The sequence below is a fragment of the Aeromonas sp. s8 genome (assembly GCF_040907785.1).
GTDB classification, from domain to species: Bacteria; Pseudomonadota; Gammaproteobacteria; order Enterobacterales; family Aeromonadaceae; genus Aeromonas; species Aeromonas veronii.
The window spans coordinates 19360-43789 of the sequence record NZ_JBFOCL010000031.1 but is presented as its reverse complement, the minus strand read 5'-3'; the positions used below and the strand labels follow the sequence as shown (position 1 = coordinate 43789).

Genomic DNA, 24430 nt, shown 5'->3' with positions numbered 1-24430 from the left:
CAGTGAAATAGAAGGAACTTCGGTATGATCACATTGCTTGTCCTGCTGGTGCTGGCGATAGCCGTTGTGCTCGGCGTACCCTCCATCCGTAAAAAGGTGGTAACCCGTCCGGTGTTCGGCATCTTCAAAAAGATATTGCCGCCCTTGTCAGCTACCGAGCGGGAGGCCATGGAAGCCGGCTCCGTCTGGTGGGATGGCGAGTTGTTTCGCGGCAACCCCGACTGGAAAAAACTGCATGGCTACGGCAAGGCCGAGCTGACCGCAGAGGAGCAGGCCTTTATCGACAATCAGGTCGAAACCCTGCTCGCCATGGTTGATGACTTCAAGATCGTCAACGAAACCAAAGACCTGCCGGAGCCGGTGTGGGACTATCTGAAGAAGGAAGGCTTCTTCTCCCTGATCATCCCTAAATCCTATGGCGGCCGCGAGTTCTCGGCGATAGCCAACTCCACCATCGTCACCCGCATTGCCACCAAGAGCCTGAGCGTGGCGGTTACCGTTATGGTACCTAACTCCCTCGGCCCGGGCGAGCTGCTGATGCACTATGGCACCCAGGCCCAGAAAGATTTCTGGCTGCCGGGGCTGGCCAGTGGCAAAGAGGTGCCCTGCTTCGCCCTGACCGGTCCGGAAGCGGGCTCCGATGCCGGCGCCATTCCTGACAAGGGGATCGTCAGCAAGGGGATGTACAAGGGTGAAGAGGTGCTGGGTATTCGCCTCAACTGGAACAAGCGCTACATCACTCTGGCGCCACGCGCCACCGTGCTGGGGCTGGCGTTCAAACTCTATGACCCGGAAAAGCTGCTGGGTGACAAGGAGGAGCTCGGCATCACCTGCGCACTCATCCCCACCAACCACTCGGGCGTGCGCGTCGGCGATCGCCACTACCCTATGGGTCTGGCGTTCATGAACGGCCCGACCTTCGGCAAGGATGTGTTCATTCCGCTCGACTGGATCATCGGCGGCCCGGATTACGCCGGTCGCGGCTGGCGTATGCTGGTGGAGTGCCTCTCCGCCGGTCGCGGCATCTCGCTGCCTGCTCTGGGCACCGCTTGCGGTCACATGGCGAGCCGCACCGTGGGCGCCTACTCCTATGTGCGCAAGCAGTTCGGCATGTCCATCGGCAAGTTTGAAGGTGTTCAAGAGGCGCTGGCCCGTATCGGCGGCCTCACCTATCAGCTTGAAGGGGCCCGTCGCATGACAGCCGGCTCCCTGGACTTGGGTCAGGCACCGGCCATCGTCACCGCGATTTCCAAGTACCACATGACCGAAATGGCGCGCCAGATCATGGATGACTCCATGGATATCCACGCCGGTCGAGCCATCCAGCTGGGCCCGAAAAACTACACCGGCTACGCCTACATGGGTATTCCGGTGGCCATCACGGTGGAAGGGGCCAACATCCTGACCCGCAACCTGATGATCTTCGGGCAAGGGGCTACCCGCTGCCACCCGTACGTGTTTGCCGAGCTGGAAGCGGCGGCCGACACCGACGTAGAGCGCGGTCTCGAGAAGTTTGACGCCCTGCTGATGAAACACATCGCCTTTGGCGCCGGCAACTTCTTCGGTTCCCTGTTCCAGGGGCTGACCCTGGGGCAGTTCAACAGTGCGCCGGTGGCCGGTGAAACCGCCCGCTACTACAAGCAGTTGTCTCGCATGAGTAAAGGGCTGGCCCTGTGCGCCGACGTCTCCATGCTGATGCTGGGTGGCGATCTCAAGCGCAAGGAGATGATCTCCGCCCGTCTGGGTGACGTGCTGAGCCACCTCTACCTGGCCTCCGCCACCCTCAAGCACTACGAGGATCAGGGCCGCATGGTCTCCGATCTGCCGTTCGTGCAGTACGCGGTGGAGCGCAACCTCTATCTGATTGGCAAGGCGTTCGAGGGCTTCTTCCAGAACTTCCCGAACAAGGTGGTGGGTGCCGTACTCAAGCACGTGGTGTTCCCGTTCGGCGTCGGTTACAAGATGCCGGCCGACGATCGCTGCCACGCCATCTGTCTGGCCATGATGAAGCCGGGCGAGTTCCGCGACCGTCTGACCGCCCTCTGCTATGTAGGCAAGGACGAGGCGGATCCGGTCGGCCTGATGGAGCGCGCCTTCCAGGCCATGGTCGCTGTGCAGCCCTACGAGAAGAAGCTGGTGCAGGCCCAGAAAGAGGGCAAACTGCCCCGCAAACTGGCGCTGCCGGAACTGGTGGAAGCCGCTTTGGCCAAATCGGTGCTGAGCAAGGACGAAGCGGACAAACTGCTGGCCGCCGATGCCCTGCGCTACGAAGCGATCCAGGTAGACAACTTCGCCCCGGGCGAGCTGGAAGGCTTCTCCCAGCAAGCAAACAAGCAGCCAAACAAGGTCGAGCACGCCGCCTGATCCCTTGGCAAACCTGTACAAAACCGGCCCTCGTGGCCGGTTTTTTGTTTGTTAACCATGCATTTACAAGCAAGGAGAATTCCAGTTAAATGCTTGAGTCCCTTTGCAGGGGCTTTGGAAGCAAGGCCAGCGGAATGGCCGATAACAACAACTCAGGAAGAGTGAATGAACCTCGCCAAAATGGCGATCGAACGCCCCATCTGGGTGGCGGTCTCGATCGTGCTGATTTTCCTGCTGGGCCTGCTCAGCATCCGGGGACTGCCGATCCAGCTGTTCCCCGACATCGACCGTCCACACCTCAACATCTCGGTGAGCTGGCGTTCAGCCTCGCCCCAGGAGATGGAGTCGGAGATCACCGACCCCATCGAGCAGGAGATGCAGGGGGTTCAGGGGCTCAAGAGCCTTGTCAGCAACAGCTATCCCGGCTTTACCGAAATCGACATGGAGTTTGCCCTCGGCACCGACATGCAACGGGCCCAACTCGATGTGATTTCGCGATTGAACCGGGTCTCGGGATTGCCGGACAAGATCGGCGGCCCCTACGTCAACAACTACAGCAGCAACGATACCCTCACCTTCTTCTTCATCCAGCAGCTGCCCGGTGCCAAAGGGGTGATCGATGATCATCAGGCGCTGATCGAGGCGCGGGTCAAACCCGAGCTGGAGCGCATCGAAGGGGTCTCGACAGTCGCAGTCGAGGGGATCAACGAGCGCCAGATCCAGATCCGCTTCGACCCCTACCGCGCCGCCGAGCTGGGGGTGGAGATCCCGGTGCTGGCCAGCCGCGCCACCACCGGCTGGGACGTGTCGGCCGGTACCCTCGACATCGGTCGCTGGGAGTACAAGCTGCGCTTTGCCGGTCGCTACGATGTCGAGACGCTGGGGGACAAGGTGGTGGACTGGCGCGATGGCCTGCCCATCTATCTGCGGGATGTAGCAGAAGTAAGGGTGGCCAGGGAAGAGAACCCGGTGCTGCGGATCCAGAACGGCAATACCGCCATCGCCGCCCAGATCTTCAAGGAGAGCGGCGCCAATGCCCTGGCCTCCCTTGAGGCGATCAAGGCCCGGGTGAACGAGCTCAACCGCGAGGTGCTGGAGCCGGTCGGGCTGCACATGGAGCAGTCGTTCGATGCCTCCCTCTACATCAATCGCGCCGTCAGCATGGTCACCGCCAACCTGGGGCTCGGGGTGCTGCTCTCCTGTGCCATCCTCTGGCTCTTCCTGCGCCAGCTCAAGGCGACCCTGATGATTGCTCTCGCCATCCCCATCAGCATCATGCTCACCTTCTGCCTGCTCAAGGTGATGGATCGCACCCTCAACATCATCTCGCTGGCGGGCATCGCCTTTGCCGTCGGCATGGTGCTCGACGCCGCCATCGTGGTGCTGGAGAGCATCTACCGGCGCCACGAGCGGGGGGATTTGAGCAAGGCGGAGGCGGCGCTCGAAGGCACCCGTCAGGTGTGGACGGCGCTGGTCGCCTCCACCCTCACCACGGTCGCCATCTTCCTGCCGGTGCTGCTGCTCAACGATGTGGAGGGTCAGCTGTTTGCCGATCTGGCGCTCACCATCGCCTGCGCCGTGACGGTCTCCATGCTGGTCGCCGTCATCGTGCTGCCCGCGGTGGCGGCGCGCTGGATGGGACATGAAACGCTGACCGATCCCTATGAGTCGCTGTGGCAGCGCACCACTCGTCATGTGATCCGCTGGACCTCGACCTCACGCCAGCGCTGGACGGTCATCACCCTGATGATGAGCCTGCCGGCCCTGGCCACCTGGGCGCTGCTGCCCAAGATGGACTATCTGCCGGACGTGAAACGGGACGCGGTGGATGTCTGGATGAACTTCACCCCCGGGGTCAATCTCAAGGCCCAGCGCGAAGAGGTGATCGATACCCTGATCGCCCGCCTCGCCCCCTACATGAAGGGGGAGAAAGAGCCTGCCCTCAAGAACTACTACATCTTGCGCTACCCGGGGGGCGCCCAGATTGGCGTGCGCCCCAAGGACGAGACCCGCATCAAGGAGCTGGAGAGCCTGTTGATGAAACAGCTGCTGGTAGGCATTCCCGACTCTCGGGTGTTCGGCGGTCAGGGGTCGCTGTTTGGCGGCTTTGACAGCGAGAACGGCGTCTCCCTGCTGCTGCAGGGAGGCAACCTGCCCGAGCTCTATCAGGCGGCCCGAGCCAGCATGGGGATCCTCAGCAAGGACCTGCCGGGAGCACAGATCCGGCCTGAACCGAGTCTCGACTTCACCGCCCCCGAGCTCAAACTGGTGCCGCAAGATCGGCGTCTCGCCGAAGTGGGCTGGGATCGCACGCCCTTGCCCACCATCATCCAGACCTTTGGCGACGGCTTGCGGGTTGGCGAGTATTTTGACGGCGAAGATCGGCTCGACATCATGCTGATGGGGCAGAGCTCCGCCAATCCGGACGAACTGAAGGCAGTGCCGCTGGCCACCCCCTCCGGACGCATCGTCCCCCTTGGCGAGCTGCTGCGGGTGGAGCACGACATGGGCCCGGCCAGCATCTTCCGGGCCGATGGGCGGCGCAGCATCATCCTGCAGATAGCCCCCCCGGCGGGCATGACCATGGAGCAGGTGATCGACACCCTGAAAAACCGCAGTTTTGCCGCCATCCGCCCCCTGCTGCCCGCTGGTGGCGAGCTGCGCATTGCCGGCAATGCCGACAGCCTGCAACAGGCGCTCGACAATCTGGGGACCATCTTCCTGTTCGCCGTGGTGATCCTGCTGGTGCTGCTGTGGGGGGTGTTTGCCTCCCTCAAGGATGCCCTGCTGGTGCTGCTCACCCTGCCCCTTGCCTCGGTTGGCGGCGTGCTGGCGCTGCAACTGAGCGGGCTGCTGGTGCCGCTGCCGATGGATCTGCTCACCATCATCGGCTTTGTCATCCTGCTGGGACTGGTGGTCAACAACGCCATCCTGCTGGTGCATCAGACCCGCACCGCCGAGCGGGACGGCATGAGCCGTCAGCTGGCAGTGGCCGATGCCCTGCAAAGCCGGATGCGCCCCATCGCCATGACCAGCCTCACCAGCATCTTCGGCATGCTGCCGCTGATGCTGAGCCCGAGCGAGGGGAGCGAAATTTACCGCGGGCTCGCCACCGTCATTGTCGGCGGCATGAGTTGCAGCACTCTGTTTACCCTGATCCTGTTGCCTGCCTTCCTGCGTCTCGGGGAGCAGGTGGCGATCCCACAACCCCTGCGCCAGCGGGCCTGAGCAAGGAGCTCATCGATGACACATATGATTACCCGAATGTTGGCTGGCGCTGTGCTGATTGCAGGCAGTGCGCTACCGGTATTGGCCGATCAGGGCAAGATGGTGACCCTGGCGGATGTGACCCAAGGGGATGCGGCCGCCAATATCTGGGTCAGCGGCACGGTGGCGAGTCGCCAGCAGGCGGCACTCAGCGCCGAAGTGAGCGGCCGGGTGGAATGGATCGCCGAATTTGGCAGCCGGGTCAAAAAAGGGGATGAGCTGCTGCGCCTCGACAGCGCGGCACTGCGCCTCTCGCTGGAGCAGGCTCGCGCCGAGCAGGCGAAATGGCAGAGCAACCTGCGCTTCGCTCGCGCCGAATCCCAGCGGATCACCCGGCTGCACCAGCAAAAGAGCGCCTCCCAGAGCCAGTACGACAAGGCCAGCTACGATGTGGAGCAGGCCGCGCTGGCCGAGCGACTGGCCGCCATACAGGTAAACCAGATTGAAGAACAGCTGCGCCGCAGCCACATCTATGCCCCGTTCGACGGGGTGGTGAACAACCACTTCATCCAGCCCGGCGAGCATGTGGACGCAGGCGAGCAGGCACTGGAGCTGGTCAACCCGGATCAGCCGGATATCCGCCTGCAGGCCCCCATTCTCTGGGCCCAGCAGCTGGCGCCGCAAACCCGGCTGCGGGTGGAGGGGGAGCAGCTGAGCGGTCATGGCGTCTATTACCAGCGAGCCGCCAGCGCCGATCTCAAGTCGCGCCTCATCGAGCTGCGTCTCAAACCGGAAGCGGGCAACTTCATCATCGGCTCGCCGGTACGGGTTGCCCTGCCACTGGGGGATCAGCAGAGCATGCTGCTGCCCCGGGATGCTCTGGTGCTCGGCACCGATGGCAGCGTGGTCTATCAGGTGGCGCGAAGCGGCAAGGCGCTCAAGGTGAATCGGGTGCCGGTCACCGTGCTGTTTGGCGACAGCCAGCAGGTGGCGGTGAGCGGCGCCCTCAAGCAGGGGGATCGGGTGGTGGTGCGCGGCGCGGGCAGCCTGCAGGATGGCGATACCATAGAATTGTTCAAGGGGTAGCCACGCCCGACGCAGGCTGGCCAATCTTTGCCCGCTTGACCCGGGACATACAGCCAAACGGGCCACAGTTTGCTATCTTGGCGGCCATCACTCGCGTTTAGAGCAATCAACACCCATGAGCATTATTTTGGGCATCGATCCGGGTTCGCGGATCACCGGATACGGGGTTATCCGGGTCGTGGGCGGCAAGGCCGAATACCTTGGCTCTGGCTGCATCCGCACCGATTGCGGCGAGCTGCCGGAGCGCCTCAAACAGGTCTATGACGGGGTGTGCGAGATCATCACCCAGTTCAAACCCACCGAGTTTGCCATCGAGCGAGTCTTTATGGCCCGCAACGCCGACTCGGCCCTGAAACTGGGGCAGGCCCGGGGCAGCGCCATCGTCGCCGCGGTCAACGCCTATCTGCCGGTGAGCGAATACTCAGCCACCCAGATCAAGCAGGCGGTGGTCGGCACCGGCGGCGCCGCCAAGGAGCAGGTGCAGCATATGGTGACCCATCTGCTGAAACTCTCCGCCACCCCGCAGGCGGATGCAGCGGATGCCCTCGGCGTCGCGCTCTGCCACCTGCACACCCGCCAGAGCCTGATCAAGATGGCCGGCCGCGCCAGCAGCTCGGTACGTGGCCGCTATCGCTGAGCCCTTGTGTTGACCGCGGCTCATCTCGGTATCGCTAAATAAAAAACCGCCCCGGCTATCCGGGGCGGTTTTGTTTGGCCGTTTTGTTTGAGCGCTTAGCAAGCCGAAATGGTGATGCTGGCGAGATCGATCAGATTGACCGCCCCCTTTTGACCGCCTGCATCGTTGTAGGTGTCGTTTGCCTTCAGGTAACTCATGTTGTAAAAATCGCTCACCCGGATGTCATACTCCCCGGCAGGCAGATCAATCACGAACGGCGTCGAGTCACGCAGCGGTTTGAGGTCGCCCTCTTTCATCACATGGGGCATCTGCACCATACCGCTGGTGACAACCTGGCCACCACTCACTACCGAGATCCGTTTCACCCCGTTGGTCACCCCCAGATTGATGGCATGCTGGGCATTGCTGTATTGCAGGCGAATGGCGTGCTTGCCATCGAGCTTGACCCCCTGCACCAGCAAGCTGTCGTCGGGGCGGCCCCAATCCTTGAGGTAAGGGACGGGAATGGCCCCATCGGCGGCGCTCACACTGCCGGTATGGGAGACGTTGGCCCCATCGATGGCGATATGTTGCAGCGCAGGCTGATAGCAAACCGGTTTGGCATGATGGGAGCGGTTGCCGGACTCCGGATAGACCGCCTCGGCACTGTAGCAATAGGCCTTGCCCGGCTGCAGTACCATGTCGTCGGCCCAGCTGGTCGCGCGACCCAGATCGGAGGCCACCTGCTTGCCATCCCGATAAATGTTGTAGCTGACCGCCCCCTTGTTGAGACTGTCCTGCAGGGCAACCACCAGCTTGCCACTCTGCTCGCTAACCCCGAGCAGGGTCGGCTCGGTCGGTGCAAACACCTGCCTGTTCTCGACATCCAGCGGCGCCACATCCTTGATCAGGCGGATCCCCTGATCGTCAGCCACGGCGGCACCGAGCGTCACCTCAATCCGGTTGCTAGGGGCCAGCATGTTTTCACTTATCTGCTCACCCACCGGGGCGCCATTGAGGGTAATGCTGCGTACCGGATAGTAACTGCCCTCCCCGCCCAGCTCCGGCAGTTGCAGCACGATGTCAATCTGCTTGCCACGATAGTTCAATCCCTTGAGTGCAGCCTCGGGCTTGGCCCCCATCAGCTTGTGCAAGTGAGCGGTGACAAACGGCTTGATCCGGATCCCCCCCTCTTCCACCTTGTAGCCGAAGGTGGTGTCGGTCACCATGCCAAGGTAGCCCCCGACAGACCAGAGCTGGCGCTGGGAGTTGATCACCGGCCCGGTCAAATCGGGATGGGTCAGATCCATCAGGGAGGGCTGACCGGAGAGCCACTCGAGGTTCTCCATGTTGGAGAGGTTCAGCGCGGCGCCGCGCATCAGGGAGTCGATATGGTGATCGACCACGGCAACGTTCTGCACCATGGCCGCCGCCTTCAGCCCGTAGGCGGAGACGAAGGGCCAGATGGCGCGGTTATGGTAAACCGGCATATCGGGTTGCTGCGGGAAGTAGACCGGCGCGCCATAAGGGCCCATGGGATAGCGACTGATGATCTCTTTGGCCTGCGCCTCATCGGCAACACCGGCCAGAATGGCGAGGGATTCCCCCAATAGATCGAACTTGTAGGCCGGGCTCTGATCGGTACTGGTGTTGATCAGGCTGGCATACATCTTCTCGTCAGCCAGCCAGAAAGCACGATTGATCGCCAGTTTCAGCTCACCCGCCCACTGGTTATAGCGGATCGCCAGCTCATCGTGCCCCAGTTCGCTCGCCACCCGCGCGGCCAGCAGCAACCCCTGATAGTGGGTCACGTTGGTGGAGAGAGATTTGCTCATGCCGATGTGGGCGATATCTGCGGTGATCCACTTGGCATAGGTCTGGTCGCGCCAATCGAGGAAAGATTGCTCGCCGACATAGAGACCATCTGCGCTATCGAAGGCGGCCAGACGATCACTCTCTATGGTGTTGCTCAGTCCTTCAAAGACATCGGGCAAGAACGCGCGGCGCTCGGCATCAGACAGGGCAGCCAGCACCCGCTCGGCCCCCAGGGCCCAGCTCATGCGATCGGTACTGATGGGCCAGCTGCCCCCGGTACCGGTATCCTGAATGATCTGGCGTCCTTGCGGGATCAAACTGTCCATATCGCTTTTCAGCTCGGCTCTGAAATCAGAGAGCTTGAACTGCAGGGAGTTGCGCGCCCGCAGGGGATCAAGCACCCCCAGCCCCAGATCGGTGGCGTAGGAGAGATCCCGCGTCCAGACGTAATGCCACTTGGCGCCGGTTTCAAAGCAGTCGCAAGGGATCGCCTGCCCCCCGTTGTAACTGCCATCCTTGACCTGAGCCACGCTGTTCTGGCGCATCTCGTAAGCGGCCAGCGCAAACAGGGCATCAAATACCATGTTGCCGGATCGCAAGCGGGGCAGATCGGACTGCTCCTGATAGGTGGTAAAGTTCTCGCCCGGATCACGCAACTCCTGAGTAGTCGATTGCGCATAGCTGCGATACTCGTCACTGGCCTTTTTGACCGAGAAGGTAGCCGTTTCCGTCACTCCGGGCTTATAGGTCTCATACTCGCGCTTCTCGATCAGCTCATGCCCTTCATGGGGATTGATCATGCCAAGGTCTCCCTCTCCTGCGATGCTAACCTGCAACAAGGGGGCATTCTCATCCTGGCTGGCGTCCAGCAGGAACTTGTAATACCCCTCCTGATCCACCCGCACTGATGCCAGCTGACACTGGGCGTCACAGCGCTGCATCTTGACCGGGTGGTTCAAGGCAATGGCGCCATTAATCCCGAATCCAATCCCCTCCTGTGCGGAGGCGATCTTTATCTTGTGTTCACCCACCGTCAGCCTGGCCACCATCACATACAGCCTGTCCCCCTGATAGACCATCTGCAGCACGGGCTCCAGATTGCCATCAATCCCTTTCAGATAGAGGCTCTCGCTGTAATTGGGGTCATCACGCACCATGGAGAACTCGATGGCCGGTGCCGCCAGATCGGCATTGGTCACCTTGACCTGAATATCGATCAGCCCCTTTTCGGTCACCACCAGACGGTTGTTCTGCCCGTTGTTCTGGTAGTACATGGGATAGACCTGACCGGGGAAGATGCTGGTCTCCTTGCGGGAGTCAGCAGAGAAATCGGGATATTTGGTCCACTCGGGGCCAGCCACTTTGAAGGGGGACATACCCGAGTTCATCTTCAGGTTGTCCAGACGATAGACCCCCTCCTTGAAGGTCAGTTTGAACTTCTCCTCACGGCCCCAGCCGCTAAATTCGCCAACCATATAGAGATCAAAATCCCAGGGCGCCTTCACCTCCGGTTTGACCCCGTTATCGCTACCGCTGGATGAGCTGTCATGACAACCGGACAAAAGAACCCCGCCGCAGCATAACGCCACGGATAAAGCCAATGGACGAATTTTCATATTTTCCCTTCGTTACTTTTTTGTTTTGTTATTGAAACAGCATTGAGTAAAACCGTTTTTGCCAGTCTACGTGGTCAGCATTCGCCAGAAAAATAGACCACGTCACCATCGGCATAGATAACATCTATAACCAGATGAAATTACGTGATCCCCCGCACCAAACCGGCTATCAGGCGGTAAAAGCGAATTGAATACAACGTGAAGGGAGATAATTGACAGCCCATGGTGATTACACTAGCTTGGCGCACCACCCGCCCATGACCGGACGCCATATTCGTGGACAAGCATCTAAGACAATTTATTGCAGTGGCCACCCACAAAAATGTCAGTCTGGCAGCCAGGAAAATGGGACTCAGCCAGCCGACGCTGACACACAACATGAAAAAGCTTGAGGAGAATCTGGGGACTACCTTGCTGGTCAGGCACGCAGGCGGCGTGACGCTCACCGCTGCCGGAGAGCTGCTGCTGGAGCAGGCGCGCGTGATGCAGCGGATCTACGATGACACCCTCAGGCAGCTGGCCAGCCTGCGCGAGCGCACCGCGCGGCCGCTAAAGGTGGGCACCGGACATGCGTGGTGGCAGCCGGTATTGCAACCTGTCACCGCCCGCTATCAGCAGGCTAACCCATCCTGCGCCATCAATATTGAAGTCGGCAACCATCTGCGTCTGCTCGATCTGCTGTTGGACAATCATATCGATCTGTTTCTCGGGCATGAAATTCACGGGCTGGCCAAAAATTACAGCCTGATATTTATCCCGCTATTTATTTCTCACGATGGGGTATTTGTCAGAGCGGGCCATCCCCTCACAGGGAAAATATGCAGCAAGCAGGACCTGGTCGATTATCCCAGCCTGCTGGTGACGCCGGATGAGGATAAATATCTGCATCTGGTCGATGATTTGGCGAGAAAAAAGCAGGAACGCGCCGCCATGAAGCTAAATGACAAAATCATTTATAGCAGCAATTCCCTGCTCACCAGCATTGATATTGTCAATAACAGCAATGCTGTCATGCCTTATCCGGTGAGCATGGCTGGTTATTTTTCCCGATTTGGTATTGGCCAGCTGAATATGGGCGAAGAGTACAACAAGGGGACTATCGGTATTTATATCCCTCGCGAGAAGATCGATGAGCCCCACATTCAGATGTTGTGCCAGGACATTCAGGCTCAGGTCACTTGCAATAGCCCCTTGATCGCCACCTTCTGAGCCCGCAATAACCGAGCCGAACGCCTCTATCAAGGTCACCGGCTGGATGAATCAACAGCTCATCCAGCCAGATATCCCAACCCTTACCCCACCTCCCCTAGCGCGCCGATCAGAGCGTCGAGTCCTTGGTCAACCTTCGAGCGCGGGCAGCCGACGTTGAGGCGGAGATAGCCTGAGCCTTCCGGGCCGTAGGTGTCGCCGCGCATGATGGCGACCCGATATTTCTCCACCAGCAAGGTTTGCAGCGCATCCATCCGTTCGGTGGAGTCGATGCCAAGACCGCGCAGGTCAATCCAGGCGAGATAGGTTCCCTCGGGCACCCGATAGTCGATGGCGGGGAAAGCCGCGTTGAGCCGCGCCGCCACATGGGCGAGATTGCCGTGCAGGTAGGATTTGAGCGCATCGAGCCAGCCAGCCCCGTCCCGATAGGCGCTGATATGAGCCAGCACCCCGAGAATGGGGGGCGATGAGAGACCGTGGGCCGCCTTGAGCCGCTGCAGATAGGCGGTCCGCGCCGCTGCGTTGGCGATAAAGGCGTAGGCGCCGCCAAGGGCGGGAATATTGAAGGATTTGGAGCCCGAGCTCACCAGCGCCCAGTGGTCATCCGGTGCCACCTCGCTCCACGGCAGGTAGCGGGCAAAGCTCACATCCATATGGATGTCGTCCGAGATGACCTTGACCCCGTGGCGCTGGCAGATGGCGGCCATCCGGCCCAGTTCATCCCGCGTCCAGACCCGGCCGGTGGGGTTGTGGGGGCTGCAGAGCAGCAAAATCCGGCAATCGGGGCGGGCAGCCTGTTGCTCGAAGCAGGCCCAGTCGATCTGGTAGCTCCCCTCTGTTTTTTTGAGCGGGCAAGGCAGCAGCACCCGATCGTTGGCAGCCAACATATTGCCGAAGGCATCGTAGGCGGGGGTATGCACCAGCACCCCCTCCCCCGGCGCCGACCAGAGACTCACCAGCTGGGCAATCACATAGATGACCGAGGGACCGTAGACCAGCGTCTCGGGGTCGAGGCTCGCCCCGTAGCGGTGGGCAAACCAGTGGCTCACAGCCCCCTTGAAGTCGTCGTGATTCCAGCGACTGTAGCCAAAGACCCCGTGCTCAAGGCGGGCTGCCAGGGTCTGGCGAATGCAGGGGGCGGTCTCGAAATCCATGTCGGAGATGGTAAAGGGGAGCAGATCGGCATGGCCAAAACGGTCGGCCACATAGTCCCACTGGGTACAGTAGGTGCCGTGGCGGTCGACCACGCGGTCGAAGTCATAAATATCGTGCATGAAGTTTCTCCCTCCATAAACAGGAGACATATTGGGAGAGGCAAACAAGGGGGGCTTGCGCCCCCCGTTCGGATCTTATTGGCCGGTTCAGGCCCCCATCAGACTCTGCAGCTGGTTTTTCACCAGATGCACCTGCGGGCCGATCACCACCTGCAGGTTGTGCTCGTCGAGCTTGATCACCCCGATGGCGCCGTTTGCCTTTAATACCTTGTCATCGACCCGGCTCATGTCCTGCACCGACATCCGCAGGCGGGTGATGCAGTTATCGAGCGCGAGAATGTTATCGGCCCCGCCCAGGGCGTTAAGGATGATTTCACCGTTGTAACCGCTGTTGCCGGCCTTCTTGCCTGCGGGCTGGGCAGTCTCGCTGTTCTCGATTTCACGACCGGGGGTTTTCAGGTTAAAGCGCACGATGGCGAAGCGGAACACGCTGTAGTAGATGGCAAACCAGATAGCGGCCGCGACCGGCACCAGATACCACTTGGTGGCGGTGCCCTGCAGCACGCCGAACACCAGAAAATCGATGAGGTTGCCGTCGGTGTTGCCAATGGTGACGCCAAGCAGCCCCATGGTCATAAAGCCCAGACCGGTCAGGATGGCGTGAATGACGTAGAGCACCGGTGCCACGAACAGGAACAGGAACTCCAGCGGCTCTGTGATGCCGCCGATGACGCAGGCCACCACGCCGGAGACCAGCAGCGCCTTGATCTTGCCGCGATTTTCCGGGCGGGCGCAGTGATACATGGCGAGCGCCGCACCCGGCAGACCGCCGAGGAAGGCTGGCATCTTGCCCTGAGAGAGGAAGGAGGTGGCAGAGACCGAGAAGCCGGAAGTGTCGGCGCAGGAGAGCTCGGCGTAGAAGATATTGAGGGCGCCGCTCACCTCGTGACCGCATACCAGCTGGGTGCCGCCCGCTTCGGTAAAGCGGATCAGCGCCACCAGAATGTGGTGCAGACCGAGCGGCAGCAGCAGGCGCTCACCGGTACCGAACAGGAAGGGGCCGAAGGGACCAGCGTGGGAGATGAGCGCCCCGATGCCGTTGATGCCAGCGGCAAACCAGGGCCAGACGAACGGCACGACCAAGCCGACCACACCCAGCACCAGTGCGGTGATGATGGGCACGAAGCGGGCACCGCCGAAGAAGGCGAGCGCATCGGGCATCTTGTAGGTGTAGAAACGGGCGTGGAGCTTCGCGACGATCACCCCGACGATGATAGCCCCCAGAATCCCGGTGTCGATGGAGCTGATGCCGAGGATCGATTTCACCCCGTAGGCCTTCTCCGCCGCCGCATCACCGATGACGTTGGCCACGGTCAGGTAGAAGTTGATGGAGAGGTTGAGCGCCGCATAGCCGACAAAACCGGCAAAGGCCGCAACCCCCTTCTCTTCTCGCGCCAGCCCGAGCGGAATGGCCACCGCAAACATCACCGGCAGGTAGATAAAGGCCACCAGCCCCACCTTGGTCATCCAGAGGAACAGCAGTTGCAGCACGGTATTGTCGAGGAAGGGCATGCTCTGCTTGACCGCATCGCTGGTGAGCGAGCTGCCGACACCGAGCAGGATGCCCGAGAAGGCCAGCAGGGCGACCGGCAACATAAAGGTCTTGCCGAGGCTCTGCAGGAACTCCCAGATAGTGGATTTGGCTTGAGGCTTGGCCATGAAACGGCTCCTTGTGAATAGACAGCAATATCTGCGGCTGCCCTCCCCCGCTCGAGGCAATCTCGACGCAATCTCGAAGCAAAAGGCGCGGGTCAGCATCAGGTTTTGCTGGATGATAAAACGTTTTATCAATTTACAAGTGCCGACAGGATCACAGAATAAGGGGGCTGGCTGACGGCAGGATCCAAATTTGTGAGCCGGATCGGCCCAATGGTGATGTAACGTTTCACTTGAACATCTGAGCAGGTATGCTGGGGCCTCGCTCTCAACATGCCATCGTCCGTTCGCCCTATGTCGCCCAAATCCCTCTCTGCCAAAGCCACCAAGATCACCGATGTCGCCCAGCGGGCGGGAGTGTCGGTCACCACCGTCTCCATGGTGCTCAACGGCAAGGGGCGCATCTCGCCGGCCACCGCCGAGCGGGTGCAGCAGGCGATAAAAGAGCTCGACTACGTGCCCAACAGCGCCGCCGCCAACCTGCGCAGCCAGCAGTCCAATCTGGTGGGGCTGATCCTGCGCGACATCACCGACCCCTTCTATACCGAGGTGACCGCCGGGGTGAGTGAGGTGCTGGAGCAGCAGGGCTATCTGCTGTTTCTGACCCAGTGCGGCCACAGCCCGGAGCGGCTGCAGCAGAGCATCCACTCCCTGTCACGGCAGGGGGTGGCGGGCATCATCTTCAATCCGGTGCGCGGCGCGGCGGCCAAAACCCTGGAGACCCTGCTCGACTCCGAGCTGCCGGTGGTGTGTGCCGCCCGCTCCTACTATCGGGATGACGTGGATTTTATCGGCCCCGACAACACCCACGCCGCCAAGCAGGCCACCACCTACCTTATCGAGCAGGGCCACCGCCATATCGCCTATGTCGGCGGGCGGGCCGACTCCCTCACCCGCGCCGAGCGGATCGGCGGCTACTGCGCCAGCCTGTTGCAATATGGCCTCCCCTTCAAGCCAGAGTGGGTACTGGAGTGCGAGCGCACCCAGCGCAGCGCCGCCGACACCATCGCCCAACTGCTGCATCAGCACCCCAAGGTGACCGCCGTGCTCTGCCACTACCCCGAGGTGGCGCTCGGCGCCATCTATGGCGTCGAGGCGAGCGGCCGCACCGTGGGCAAGGACAACTACATCGGCCAGCAGGTAGCCCTGCTCGGCTTTGACGATGTGGCGGAGGCCGAACTCACCTCCCCCGCCCTCACCTTTGTCAGCTCACCGGCCCGCGAAATCGGCCGTCAGGCGGCAAAACGACTGCTGACCCGGATGCAGCAACCCGAGCTCGCCCCCAACCGCCATATCATCACCCCCAATCTGCAAAAGCGGGAATCGGCTTGAGTTCCCGCCACTTAGTAGATGAACAGGAACTGACCCGCCAATCGGCAAGCAAGGGCATCTCTCCAATCCGCCAGGAAACCATTTCTCGACAAAGCTCACATGCGTGACTAATGGCAGGCAAGTCTTCTGGCCTGATTGAAGCCAACTTTTATATGATGAAGTCATTAGGTACACCCGCAGCGATCCATATCTACGGGTAGTTCTCACTCTCTTTGTAACCAGCAAGGGATCATGCAATGGGTGAATTGAATCGTCATGGCCAGCCAGTCGCTAACTACAATGCAGCACGCAACCGCGACAAGCAGTTGAATAATCTGATGGGGATCTTGGATGGCATAATCGCAGACAGTGTCATCGATGAGCAGGAGATCCTGTATCTGGATACATGGCTCAAAGAGAGTGCCAGCCTCAACAGCTGGATCTTTCGTGAGCTACGAGAAATGGTCGCCAATGTGCTGCAAGACGGTAAGTTGTGTGAAGAAGAAAAAATCCACCTTATGAGTGCGCTTCCCCGTCTGATGGAAACATATCGTCATCTACCGGGTGTCGACTTCTATTCAGAGGAATCTGACAAGCTATTACTCGAGGGGCTCTGTCAGGGGTTGATGGGAGATCAACAGCTGTCCGATGACGAGATCCATTACCTGAGTTGGTGGATGAAACAAAACAGCATGCTGAGGGCCCACTATCCCGGAAAACAGCTGTATCAGACGGTGGAGCGTATCCTGTTGGATGGCATTATTACTGCCGAAGAGAGAGAGGAGTTGCAGCAACAATTGATGTTGTTTATCGGCAATCCCTTCGAGCATGGGGCTGTCACGGGTATGGCAACCAAGTTGGCCATCAGTGACTTCGAAATAGATACCCTATATGACTGTACTGTTTGCTTCACCGGCATGTTTCTTTCCGGTACACGCCGACAGTGCGAGGAAACAGCCTTGCTATTGGGTGCAACTCCCCAAGACTCTGTCACCCAGAAACTTGATTACCTCATCATCGGTGAGCTCAGTTCGCGGGATTGGCGCTTCTCCTCATACGGCAGAAAAATCGAAAAGGCCATGTTGCTGCAGGAGAAAGGACACTCGGTACGTATCGTCACCGAAGAAGCCTGGCTTGCCCATGCCAACACTCTGCACGAGTCGGCTTGAACCTTATATCACGGCGGGGGCTCACGCCCGCGCCTTGATAATTCACTCCTTCTGCAAGCCAACAGCACGCCAAAACGTGAGGCTGCTCACTGCGCCGGCAAGGAGAGATTGAGAGCCAAGTGAAGAGGAATATGATGGGCGCCTGCCTCTCTTCACGAGCCTTTTTATGAGCAACCCGCACGACCAGAATCCGCCGAGTGAAATCCATCGCTGTGACAAATGCGGCGAGCGTACCCGCCATATCGTGGTGCTGGTCGCCCGCGATCACAGCCAGGACATCATGCCCAAGGATCCGCGCAAAGCCTTCTGGCAAGCCTTTACTTCCAGCAGCATCACCAACTGGGCGTTTGGTGAAACACTGGCCTACCAGACCACCCATGTAAAACATCTTATTTGCGAACGCTGCGGGGAGAAGTTTCTGGAGTATTGAGTGGCGGTTGTACCCGGCAAGAGATGAAGCTCTGTCTGCGGTCACTGTCCCGAGTGGGCAAATAGCAGCCACTTAATAAGTAATTTATTGATCTCTGGCAGGTTTTTGCCCGACTGCGGTTTTACCCTGCCCCTCTCTCGATTAATATGCCCCACTTGGCAACCACTCTTGCAGAGACAACCCTGTGCAGCCGTTTCGCCATCCCCCCACATCGCCGGATAACCACAGCAGGCTGAGGGGAGTAACGTGCTAGCAAGTAATTGAAAATACGGGAATATGCATGCCATTATTGCGCGGGTTAAAACTCACTTATGACAATATTTAAATTTACATCCCGAACAGCATAAAAATTCGCCTTCACATTAACAAAAACAAGAGAGATATATGGCTATCAACCCAATAATAAGAGCTCAAATAAAAACATTTAGGGAAATGAATCCACATGAAGAAATGAATGATTCAGAGCTTTTTGAAGTAATGTCTATATTTTCAATTGAAAATGGTGTTCTCGGTGAAAATATTGATCCATTTAAAGCTCACCTAAAAGGTGATGAATTTGGCATTGATGGTGTTGCAATATCTATTCAAGGTAAGCTTTGCACTGATGTTGATGAAGCTGCAGAGATTCTCTCTATCGGTAAAAACCACTCTTCTGAATTCCATTTCTATCAATCAAAAATATCAGACAACCTAGATTATGGTGAAATTTCAAAATTCCTTGATGCTGTTTATGATTTCTTTACTGAACAAAAACTCATAAAAGGCGACCAAATAGAATGCCTGTTCGATGTAAAGGAAGAAATATATAATGCGGCAGCAAAAACCAGTCCAGCACTAAAATGCTACTACTGTACCACGGGTTCAGGCTCTATTTCTGAGTTAATCAATAGGCTAATTCAAACAAATAAGATTCGTCTAAATGAATTGAATATATTTAGTAGTGTACTTATTGAGTGTGTCGGAGCAAAAGTTATTCAGAATGGATTTCGCTCCGCGACAAACTCTACATCTGCAAGTATAAATTTCCAAAAAGCAATAACAATGCCTCTTCATGATAGTGTAGATGAGGCATATATTGGCTATGTACCCGCATCAGAAATTTTAAAAATAGCGCTTGGTGAGCCAGATCAAGACGGAATAAGACATATAAATCGTTCTATATTTTATGATAATGTAAGAGACTTTAATCCTGATTCTGATATCAATAAATCAATAATTGCAGAACTGGAAGCAGGAGGCCATGAATCTTTTGTTTTTAAAAATAATGGCATTACCGTCGTATCAAAAAGCATAGATAGAAAGGGTGATATTTTTAATCTTGAAGATTATCAGATCGTCAATGGATGCCAAACAACCAATATTCTTTCACATATCCACGATAACGTGGATAAGATATCTGTCCCTTTACGGTTAATCGGTTGCAGTAATACAGACTTTATTTCTAGCATTATTATTGGAACTAATCGTCAAAATGAAGTAAGAGAAGATCAATTTTGGGCACTACTACCATTCATGAAGGATTTGGAAGAATACTGTGCAGCTCAAAGTGGCGAAGATAGAATATTTATAGAAAGAAGAGACAATCAATATCGTGATATTTCTGTTGAGCGAACAAGGATTCTTCGCCCTTCTGACTTGATGAAAGTAGCTGCAGCGATGTTCTTCTTCCAACCACATAGAGCAGCAAGAGACCACAGAGGTATTAGAAAAGAGTTTAGAGATAAAATATTCTCTAAAAGCCATAACGTTGAATTATATCACGTTGCCGCCTTGGCGTTATATAAATTCGATTTTCTTTTGAGAACATCTAAGATTGAACGGTCACGCGGGATTTTTAGATTTTATATATTATATGCATTAGTAAGAAAACATTGGGATCAACCAACTTTACTTGAAGCTCCCCCCAAAAGTCAAAGAGCATTAAAAGATAAAGTATCTGCTGTTTTAAATGATAATGAAAAGTTTGTAGAGCATATTGAAGAGGTGGCAATTAAACTTGAGAGTATATTATCAAGGTATAGTGTAAGTACTCGAGAAAAAATTCGAGACTTTATCAGAACTGAAACTATGGTTGACGAATTTAACAAAGGCTTGCTAAATAAAAAACGCAAGAGTCAACCCGCATAAACAAATTTCATAATAAAAATATAAGGAGTCTTTCTGACTCCTTATATGTTGGCAATTAAGAAAGCTCGTAGGTTCGAATAGCGAAACGTATTCTGACATTCGCGTCATCACCTCTACTTTCCAGCCTCCAGATATCTATTCCAAAAAAGAGATCTCATAGATGAAACGAATTCTGATTATTGGCAACTCGGGATCGGGCAAGAGCTGGTTGGCGGCTCGATTGGCTGAGGGGTTAACTATCCGCGAGGTCAATCTGGACACCATTGTCTGGCAGCCGGGCGGCTTTAACCAAAAACGGCCCCAGCATGAGATTGACCATGCCATTCAAACACTTGCTCAAGAGCCATCATGGGTGGTCGAAGGGGTATTTGGTGCCCTGGCCGAGCAACTGCTTGATGCCGCCGATACCCTGCTCTTTCTGGATCTCGATTGGTCTGTATGCCGGGATTCACTGCTATCGCGCGGCTCACAAAGCGCCAGACAACGGGATGCAGTGGCAGCGGAAAAGAACTTTCAACAACTGCTGGTGTGGGCATCGGAATATGGGCAACGAGCCGGCAAAAGCTCCCGCCACTTCCATCGCGAGCTGTTTGATCGATTCCCAAACGACAAGCACCATTTCACGACTCGTGAAGCGGTAAATAGCTATCTCACTCAACTGACCGTTAACAGCTAACAGGAAACTGGATGGAGCAATACAAACAGACGCCAAGACCTGACCATATGTTTTTCAGAAAATTTATATCCTATCTGGCTATTACCTTGCCTATCGGCCTGATCCCTGAATTTATTCGGCAGGACTTTCATCTGGATTTGCTCTCGTGGCAGGAGGGCGGCCGCCTCACTCTGATCATGATTGGCGTCGCGGCGGCAATGGCGGGAATTGACTGGCTCGTGCATCGCTATCGAACCAAACGACAGCAGCCAAAGGGCCCGGTTGGACCAAACAGGTAAGGGAAGATCGGGCTGCCAAAGATATGGCAGCCCCGTGCCATCAGGAGAGCATGCTTCTTAGCATCCAGGCCGTTTTTTCATGAATATCGATGCGCTGGGTCAGCACATCGGCGGTGGGCTGGTCATTGACGGCATCGACCAGATCGAACAGTTTTCTGGCGGTTCTCGCCGTGGCTTCTTGCGCCAACACCAGATGTTTGAGCATTTCACTGGCACAGGGCACCCCTTCGACCTCCTCAATGGAGGAGAGACGGACAAACTCCTTGTATGTGCCGGGAGCGGGAAAGCCCAATGCGCGGATCCGCTCGGCGATAACATCCAGCGCATTCCACTGCTCGGTGTATTGATCCATAAACATATTGTGCAGGCTGTTGAACTGCGGGCCGGTTACGTTCCAGTGAAAATTGTGGGTCATCAAATAAAGGGTGTAACTATCGGCAAGCAGTGCCGACAATCCATCTGCAATTTTCTTGCGATCGGCGGCTGAAATACCGATATCCATTTCTGGTAAAACCACACTCTCTTTTTTCATCACGCTAACTCCTGTCATTGGCTTTCGGCTTGATAAATTTGGCCGATGCTTTTGCAACAATCATCCCGCCGACCGACGCTACGGCATTCAGGCGATAGATACCGTGACGCTGGTCGACTATTCTGGCCGACAGCGCTACTTTGCTGCCGATATCGATGGGAGCAATAAAACGAACGGTCAGCTCCGCTGTTAATCCTCTTATTCCCCGTTGCAGCAACGCATGTGTCATCACCGCATCGAGCAGGGTGCTGGTCATGCCGCCATGCAAAATATCGCTGTAACCCTGATGGCGCTGGTCGGCAATAAACAGCCCTTCCGTCGTCCCTTCCTCCCCCTGGTAAAAGCGAATTCCCAGTGAATCCGGGTTATGAGTGCCACACACCATGCAACGGGCGTGGGACATCATGGTCTGTTGATAGTTCTCTGATTGATATTCATCCACTTGATCTATTCACTCGCTATTTGGCCACTCGCATGTTGAGAACAGAGTGCTAGGAGAGCAGCTCTTCGATGGCGGCATGTGCCTGGGTGCCATAGATGATGGAGGGGCCGCCTCCCATCAATACCGCGACATCCACGGTGGCAATCAGCTCCGCTCGCGAAGCACCGGCCTTCACGGCCCCGGCAACATGGGCGGCAATGCAGCCATCGCAGCGAGAAGCGATACCAATACCGAGGGCAATCATTTCCCGATATTTCAACGCCAGCGCCTCGTCCTCTTTCATAACGGCTTTGTGCAGCGCAATAAACGCATTCATGGTATCCGGGCTGCTCTTGCGATAAGCAGAGCCAAGCTGGTGTTGTTCTTTATTGATCTCTCGATAATTTTTCATCACGTTATTTCTCCGGTGTGAAAATCTCACCTTTATAGAATGACTGCGCTGTCATGCTGATTAACCAGATGATCAATACAATCAGGGCACACACCACTATTTTGGCCAGATAATATGGAATGATATTCCCGGTTGCGTCGGCAAACATGGCCGAGGCTGCGGAAAATGCCGCCAGTGGAAATGAGTACGCCCACGAAGAGAGAAAAAATTTCAGTTTCAAAAAAGTGAGGGTGTTGTACATCAGCAAGATAAATACAAACAGCGCAAAATAATAAATGACATGGGCAAACAGATCGCTGGAGCTGGCTATTTCGCTATACGAGATAAATCCGATGGAAGGCGGTGCCAGCAGAATAAACATGGTAGGCATCAGCTTCTCGGGCATACTCTCATGAAAGAACAGCCGATAGAGCACTATGGTCAGCAGAGAGAACCAGAAAATAAGGCCAATGCTGAAGAAGAACAGGCTGATCTCGTGAAAGCCAAGCGGCATGCCACCCAGGGGCACCACAATATTGCCGACAATCGGTATAAACCATGCCGGGTTGGTGTGTGTGATTGTGAAATGGTCGCGATGGATCCAGTTGCTCATGATGTAGAGGGTGAAGAGCAGCTGCAAGCTGGCGCCCACCGACCAGAGGGCCAGCGCCGCATCATGCCAGCTGGCCCAGTAGGCGGATTGCAGCAGCAGGCTGATTGAGATGGTCGGGAAGAAGTTGATCCTGACCGGGTGTTTCAGCTCATGCAGGAACTCGTCATTGTGTCTGAGAATTTTCCAGCCATACATCACCAGAAACGTCACAAGTAGCAGGGATGACAAGACCCCGAACAGGAACCCTGCCGACTGCAACAGCAGCAGATCCGGAAATGCCTTGCGACAGGCAATCGCCGCCCCCGTCAGCCCCATGATGATTGAAAAGAGTGTGACAGGCATATGTGCAATCTTGGTTATGGAGGGGATTTGCTTACCCTCTTGATTCAGGTTTTCCATCAACTTTCCCCTCCAGTTCGACCTAGCGGTTGTGCTTACTCTTCACAACATTTCTTGTGGTTGCGCTGACGGTTGCCCTGACAGCCCTGCTGTTGTCCGGAGGCTGACTTGCAGCAACCCCCTTTGCCAAGGCGGCCACGGGGAGCGCATTGACGGCTTCCCCTGCCGTGATGGCCAGCCCCCTCGGCGCAGCGCGATGCACTGCCCTGTACAGCGGATGTCAGCTCGGTCAGATTGCCCGACTCATTGCTCAGCATGTCGGCCATAGCGAGACGCCCCTGACTGGCCTGATAGACGGCAAGCCCACTGCCCAGCAGCTTGCCAAGCATCTTGCTACCAATATTTTTCAACACGATACGACGGGCCCCCTGCGCCTGAAGCAGCTCCGCCAACGCACTTTTGCACTCGTTGCCTGCCACCGGATTGGCGATCTCTGCCAGGGTGATCCCCTGTTCATCTACGAATACAAAGCGCTCTGCCTTGGCAAAATGTCCTGCGATATGGTCGTCATTCATCGGAATGGCTGTGATGATGGTCATTTGACCTCCTGCTATCACTGTTGATATTCCAGCCCTGCCCCTTGCCACTCTGCATTCGTCCCCTTGTTCAGGATCTTCCCGCAGGCTTGCCGGTTGGCATGGCCATGTTCCCAGCCTCTTGCAGCAACCAGATGAAGAGCCGTACGCATCAACTTTTACTGGTTTAGTCACGCATCATTCGGCTCGATAAGCGTCTGATCATGATGCCGCCGTAATTGGCATATGCTATATATACGCTCGGTTTATAGCATATACAACAAACTATTTTTTCCAACGAAGAGGTTTGGGGACTCATTAAAGCTCGCCCTGGCATCATTCCAGGGCGCGCCAACCCGCTATTCGCGAGGGCAAAAGGCAGGGGGAGAAGTGGCGCATAAAAATCCTAATCCGCCCGGCGAAATGGCGACTTTTTGTGAGAAGGGTCACATCTGATGGCACCGTTTAACCACATATAAATCCAGACCCCGCTGATGATTAATTTATTGATATGGCGCATCACAAACCTGACGGCGAGCCTGACATCAATACATTTGTCTGTTTTTAAAGAAAAAATGGATGATCGGCTGAAAATGGCGAGTCCTGCCTGAAAACGGGATCTTCATCACATCGCGTTTTAATGCGCACAAAAATCCAGTGATTAGCACATTTATCCGATAGGGAGGGGGCGGGCGAGCCGCGATAATGATCAGGTCATTTTTATC

Annotated in this window: 19 protein-coding genes; 11 read left to right on the top strand and 8 right to left on the bottom strand. The window is 56.6% G+C overall.

The features are described from left to right. Window positions 1-24: 24 nt before the first annotated feature. The 4 genes from AB5Y86_RS10400 (at window position 25) to ruvC (ending at window position 7294) form a co-directional block, all read left to right on the top strand. On the top strand, window positions 25-2364 hold the full coding sequence (locus tag AB5Y86_RS10400) for an acyl-CoA dehydrogenase (RefSeq protein ID WP_368192816.1): 2340 nt from the start codon (window positions 25-27) through the stop codon (window positions 2362-2364). Between the two features lie 165 nt (window positions 2365-2529). After that, window positions 2530-5592 carry an efflux RND transporter permease subunit gene (locus AB5Y86_RS10395; protein ID WP_368192815.1) on the top strand — a complete coding sequence of 1021 codons (3063 nt, stop codon included), beginning with the start codon at window positions 2530-2532 and terminating at the stop codon, window positions 5590-5592. Between the two features lie 15 nt (window positions 5593-5607). Beyond that, entirely contained in the window at window positions 5608-6657 is a 1050-nt protein-coding gene (locus tag AB5Y86_RS10390; protein WP_368192814.1) for an efflux RND transporter periplasmic adaptor subunit, read from the top strand. Between the two features lie 115 nt (window positions 6658-6772). Then, window positions 6773-7294 carry a crossover junction endodeoxyribonuclease RuvC gene (ruvC, locus tag AB5Y86_RS10385; protein WP_005334512.1) on the top strand — a complete coding sequence of 174 codons (522 nt, stop codon included), beginning with the start codon at window positions 6773-6775 and terminating at the stop codon, window positions 7292-7294. 95 nt (window positions 7295-7389) lie between these two features. On the opposite strand, the gene AB5Y86_RS10380 is transcribed toward ruvC, so the two are convergent. Beyond that, window positions 7390-10491 (bottom strand): hypothetical protein, encoded by a 3102-nt coding sequence (locus tag AB5Y86_RS10380; RefSeq protein ID WP_368192825.1) that lies wholly within the window; start codon window positions 10489-10491, stop codon window positions 7390-7392. A 489-nt stretch (window positions 10492-10980) separates the two neighbouring features. Here AB5Y86_RS10380 and AB5Y86_RS10375 point away from each other — a divergent pair, with 489 nt between their 5' ends. Then, window positions 10981-11913, top strand: a complete 933-nt coding sequence (locus AB5Y86_RS10375; protein WP_201948287.1) for a LysR family transcriptional regulator — start codon at window positions 10981-10983, stop codon at window positions 11911-11913. An 83-nt stretch (window positions 11914-11996) separates the two neighbouring features. Here the strand turns inward: AB5Y86_RS10375 and AB5Y86_RS10370 are convergent, their stop codons facing one another. Both AB5Y86_RS10370 and malX read right to left on the bottom strand, forming a co-directional pair. Then, window positions 11997-13187 carry a MalY/PatB family protein gene (locus AB5Y86_RS10370; RefSeq protein WP_368192813.1) on the bottom strand — a complete coding sequence of 397 codons (1191 nt, stop codon included), beginning with the start codon at window positions 13185-13187 and terminating at the stop codon, window positions 11997-11999. Window positions 13188-13274: 87 nt separating this feature from the next. Further along, the gene (gene malX, locus AB5Y86_RS10365; RefSeq protein ID WP_368192812.1) at window positions 13275-14846 is read right to left on the bottom strand and encodes a maltose/glucose-specific PTS transporter subunit IIBC; all 1572 of its coding nucleotides are present in this window, start codon (window positions 14844-14846) and stop codon (window positions 13275-13277) included. Between the two features lie 291 nt (window positions 14847-15137). Between malX and AB5Y86_RS10360 the strand changes: the two genes are divergently transcribed. The 6 genes from AB5Y86_RS10360 (at window position 15138) to AB5Y86_RS10335 (ending at window position 20834) form a co-directional block, all read left to right on the top strand. Next, entirely contained in the window at window positions 15138-16175 is a 1038-nt protein-coding gene (locus tag AB5Y86_RS10360) for a Mal regulon transcriptional regulator MalI (RefSeq protein WP_103252222.1), read from the top strand. Window positions 16176-16411: 236 nt separating this feature from the next. Then, on the top strand, window positions 16412-17323 hold the full coding sequence (locus AB5Y86_RS10355; protein WP_100653308.1) for a BRCT domain-containing protein: 912 nt from the start codon (window positions 16412-16414) through the stop codon (window positions 17321-17323). Window positions 17324-17489: 166 nt separating this feature from the next. After that, on the top strand, window positions 17490-17753 hold the full coding sequence (locus AB5Y86_RS10350) for a hypothetical protein (RefSeq protein WP_033113193.1): 264 nt from the start codon (window positions 17490-17492) through the stop codon (window positions 17751-17753). Window positions 17754-18137: 384 nt separating this feature from the next. Then, the gene (locus AB5Y86_RS10345; protein WP_368192811.1) at window positions 18138-19880 is read left to right on the top strand and encodes an AIPR family protein; all 1743 of its coding nucleotides are present in this window, start codon (window positions 18138-18140) and stop codon (window positions 19878-19880) included. Between the two features lie 160 nt (window positions 19881-20040). After that, on the top strand, window positions 20041-20556 hold the full coding sequence (locus AB5Y86_RS10340; protein ID WP_368192810.1) for an AAA family ATPase: 516 nt from the start codon (window positions 20041-20043) through the stop codon (window positions 20554-20556). A gap of 11 nt (window positions 20557-20567) precedes the next feature. Further along, window positions 20568-20834: a hypothetical protein gene (locus AB5Y86_RS10335; protein WP_368192809.1), complete on the top strand. Its 267-nt coding sequence runs from the start codon at window positions 20568-20570 to the stop codon at window positions 20832-20834. A 40-nt stretch (window positions 20835-20874) separates the two neighbouring features. Here the strand turns inward: AB5Y86_RS10335 and AB5Y86_RS10330 are convergent, their stop codons facing one another. Genes AB5Y86_RS10330 through AB5Y86_RS10310 form a run of 5 tightly spaced genes read right to left on the bottom strand, consistent with a single transcriptional unit; the run spans window position 20875 to window position 23729 of the window. After that, window positions 20875-21366 (bottom strand): Dps family protein, encoded by a 492-nt coding sequence (locus tag AB5Y86_RS10330; protein WP_005334596.1) that lies wholly within the window; start codon window positions 21364-21366, stop codon window positions 20875-20877. A 4-nt stretch (window positions 21367-21370) separates the two neighbouring features. After that, window positions 21371-21808: a PaaI family thioesterase gene (locus AB5Y86_RS10325; RefSeq protein ID WP_235666683.1), complete on the bottom strand. Its 438-nt coding sequence runs from the start codon at window positions 21806-21808 to the stop codon at window positions 21371-21373. 49 nt (window positions 21809-21857) lie between these two features. Continuing rightward, window positions 21858-22199, bottom strand: coding sequence for a carboxymuconolactone decarboxylase family protein (locus AB5Y86_RS10320; RefSeq protein WP_005353600.1), 342 nt, complete (start codon window positions 22197-22199; stop codon window positions 21858-21860). A 4-nt stretch (window positions 22200-22203) separates the two neighbouring features. Then, window positions 22204-23190, bottom strand: a complete 987-nt coding sequence (locus AB5Y86_RS10315) for an SLAC1 anion channel family protein (protein WP_368192808.1) — start codon at window positions 23188-23190, stop codon at window positions 22204-22206. 35 nt (window positions 23191-23225) lie between these two features. Further along, entirely contained in the window at window positions 23226-23729 is a 504-nt protein-coding gene (locus AB5Y86_RS10310; RefSeq protein WP_368192807.1) for a NifB/NifX family molybdenum-iron cluster-binding protein, read from the bottom strand. Window positions 23730-24430 lie beyond the last annotated feature (701 nt).

What these genes read in the sequence shown, in the direction of transcription:
- AB5Y86_RS10400 (WP_368192816.1), top strand. Translation starts at nt 25, where the DNA reads ATGATCACATTGCTTGTCCTGCTGGTGCTGGCGATAGCCGTTGTGCTC.
- AB5Y86_RS10395 (WP_368192815.1), top strand. Translation starts at nt 2,530, where the DNA reads ATGAACCTCGCCAAAATGGCGATCGAACGCCCCATCTGGGTGGCGGTC.
- AB5Y86_RS10390 (WP_368192814.1), top strand. Translation starts at nt 5,608, where the DNA reads ATGACACATATGATTACCCGAATGTTGGCTGGCGCTGTGCTGATTGCA.
- ruvC (WP_005334512.1), top strand. Translation starts at nt 6,773, where the DNA reads ATGAGCATTATTTTGGGCATCGATCCGGGTTCGCGGATCACCGGATAC.
- AB5Y86_RS10370 (WP_368192813.1), bottom strand. Translation starts at nt 13,187, where the DNA reads ATGCACGATATTTATGACTTCGACCGCGTGGTCGACCGCCACGGCACC.
- malX (WP_368192812.1), bottom strand. Translation starts at nt 14,846, where the DNA reads ATGGCCAAGCCTCAAGCCAAATCCACTATCTGGGAGTTCCTGCAGAGC.
- AB5Y86_RS10360 (WP_103252222.1), top strand. Translation starts at nt 15,138, where the DNA reads ATGTCGCCCAAATCCCTCTCTGCCAAAGCCACCAAGATCACCGATGTC.
- AB5Y86_RS10355 (WP_100653308.1), top strand. Translation starts at nt 16,412, where the DNA reads ATGGGTGAATTGAATCGTCATGGCCAGCCAGTCGCTAACTACAATGCA.
- AB5Y86_RS10350 (WP_033113193.1), top strand. Translation starts at nt 17,490, where the DNA reads ATGAGCAACCCGCACGACCAGAATCCGCCGAGTGAAATCCATCGCTGT.
- AB5Y86_RS10345 (WP_368192811.1), top strand. Translation starts at nt 18,138, where the DNA reads ATGGCTATCAACCCAATAATAAGAGCTCAAATAAAAACATTTAGGGAA.
- AB5Y86_RS10340 (WP_368192810.1), top strand. Translation starts at nt 20,041, where the DNA reads ATGAAACGAATTCTGATTATTGGCAACTCGGGATCGGGCAAGAGCTGG.
- AB5Y86_RS10335 (WP_368192809.1), top strand. Translation starts at nt 20,568, where the DNA reads ATGGAGCAATACAAACAGACGCCAAGACCTGACCATATGTTTTTCAGA.
- AB5Y86_RS10330 (WP_005334596.1), bottom strand. Translation starts at nt 21,366, where the DNA reads ATGAAAAAAGAGAGTGTGGTTTTACCAGAAATGGATATCGGTATTTCA.
- AB5Y86_RS10320 (WP_005353600.1), bottom strand. Translation starts at nt 22,199, where the DNA reads ATGAAAAATTATCGAGAGATCAATAAAGAACAACACCAGCTTGGCTCT.
- AB5Y86_RS10315 (WP_368192808.1), bottom strand. Translation starts at nt 23,190, where the DNA reads ATGGAAAACCTGAATCAAGAGGGTAAGCAAATCCCCTCCATAACCAAG.
- AB5Y86_RS10310 (WP_368192807.1), bottom strand. Translation starts at nt 23,729, where the DNA reads ATGACCATCATCACAGCCATTCCGATGAATGACGACCATATCGCAGGA.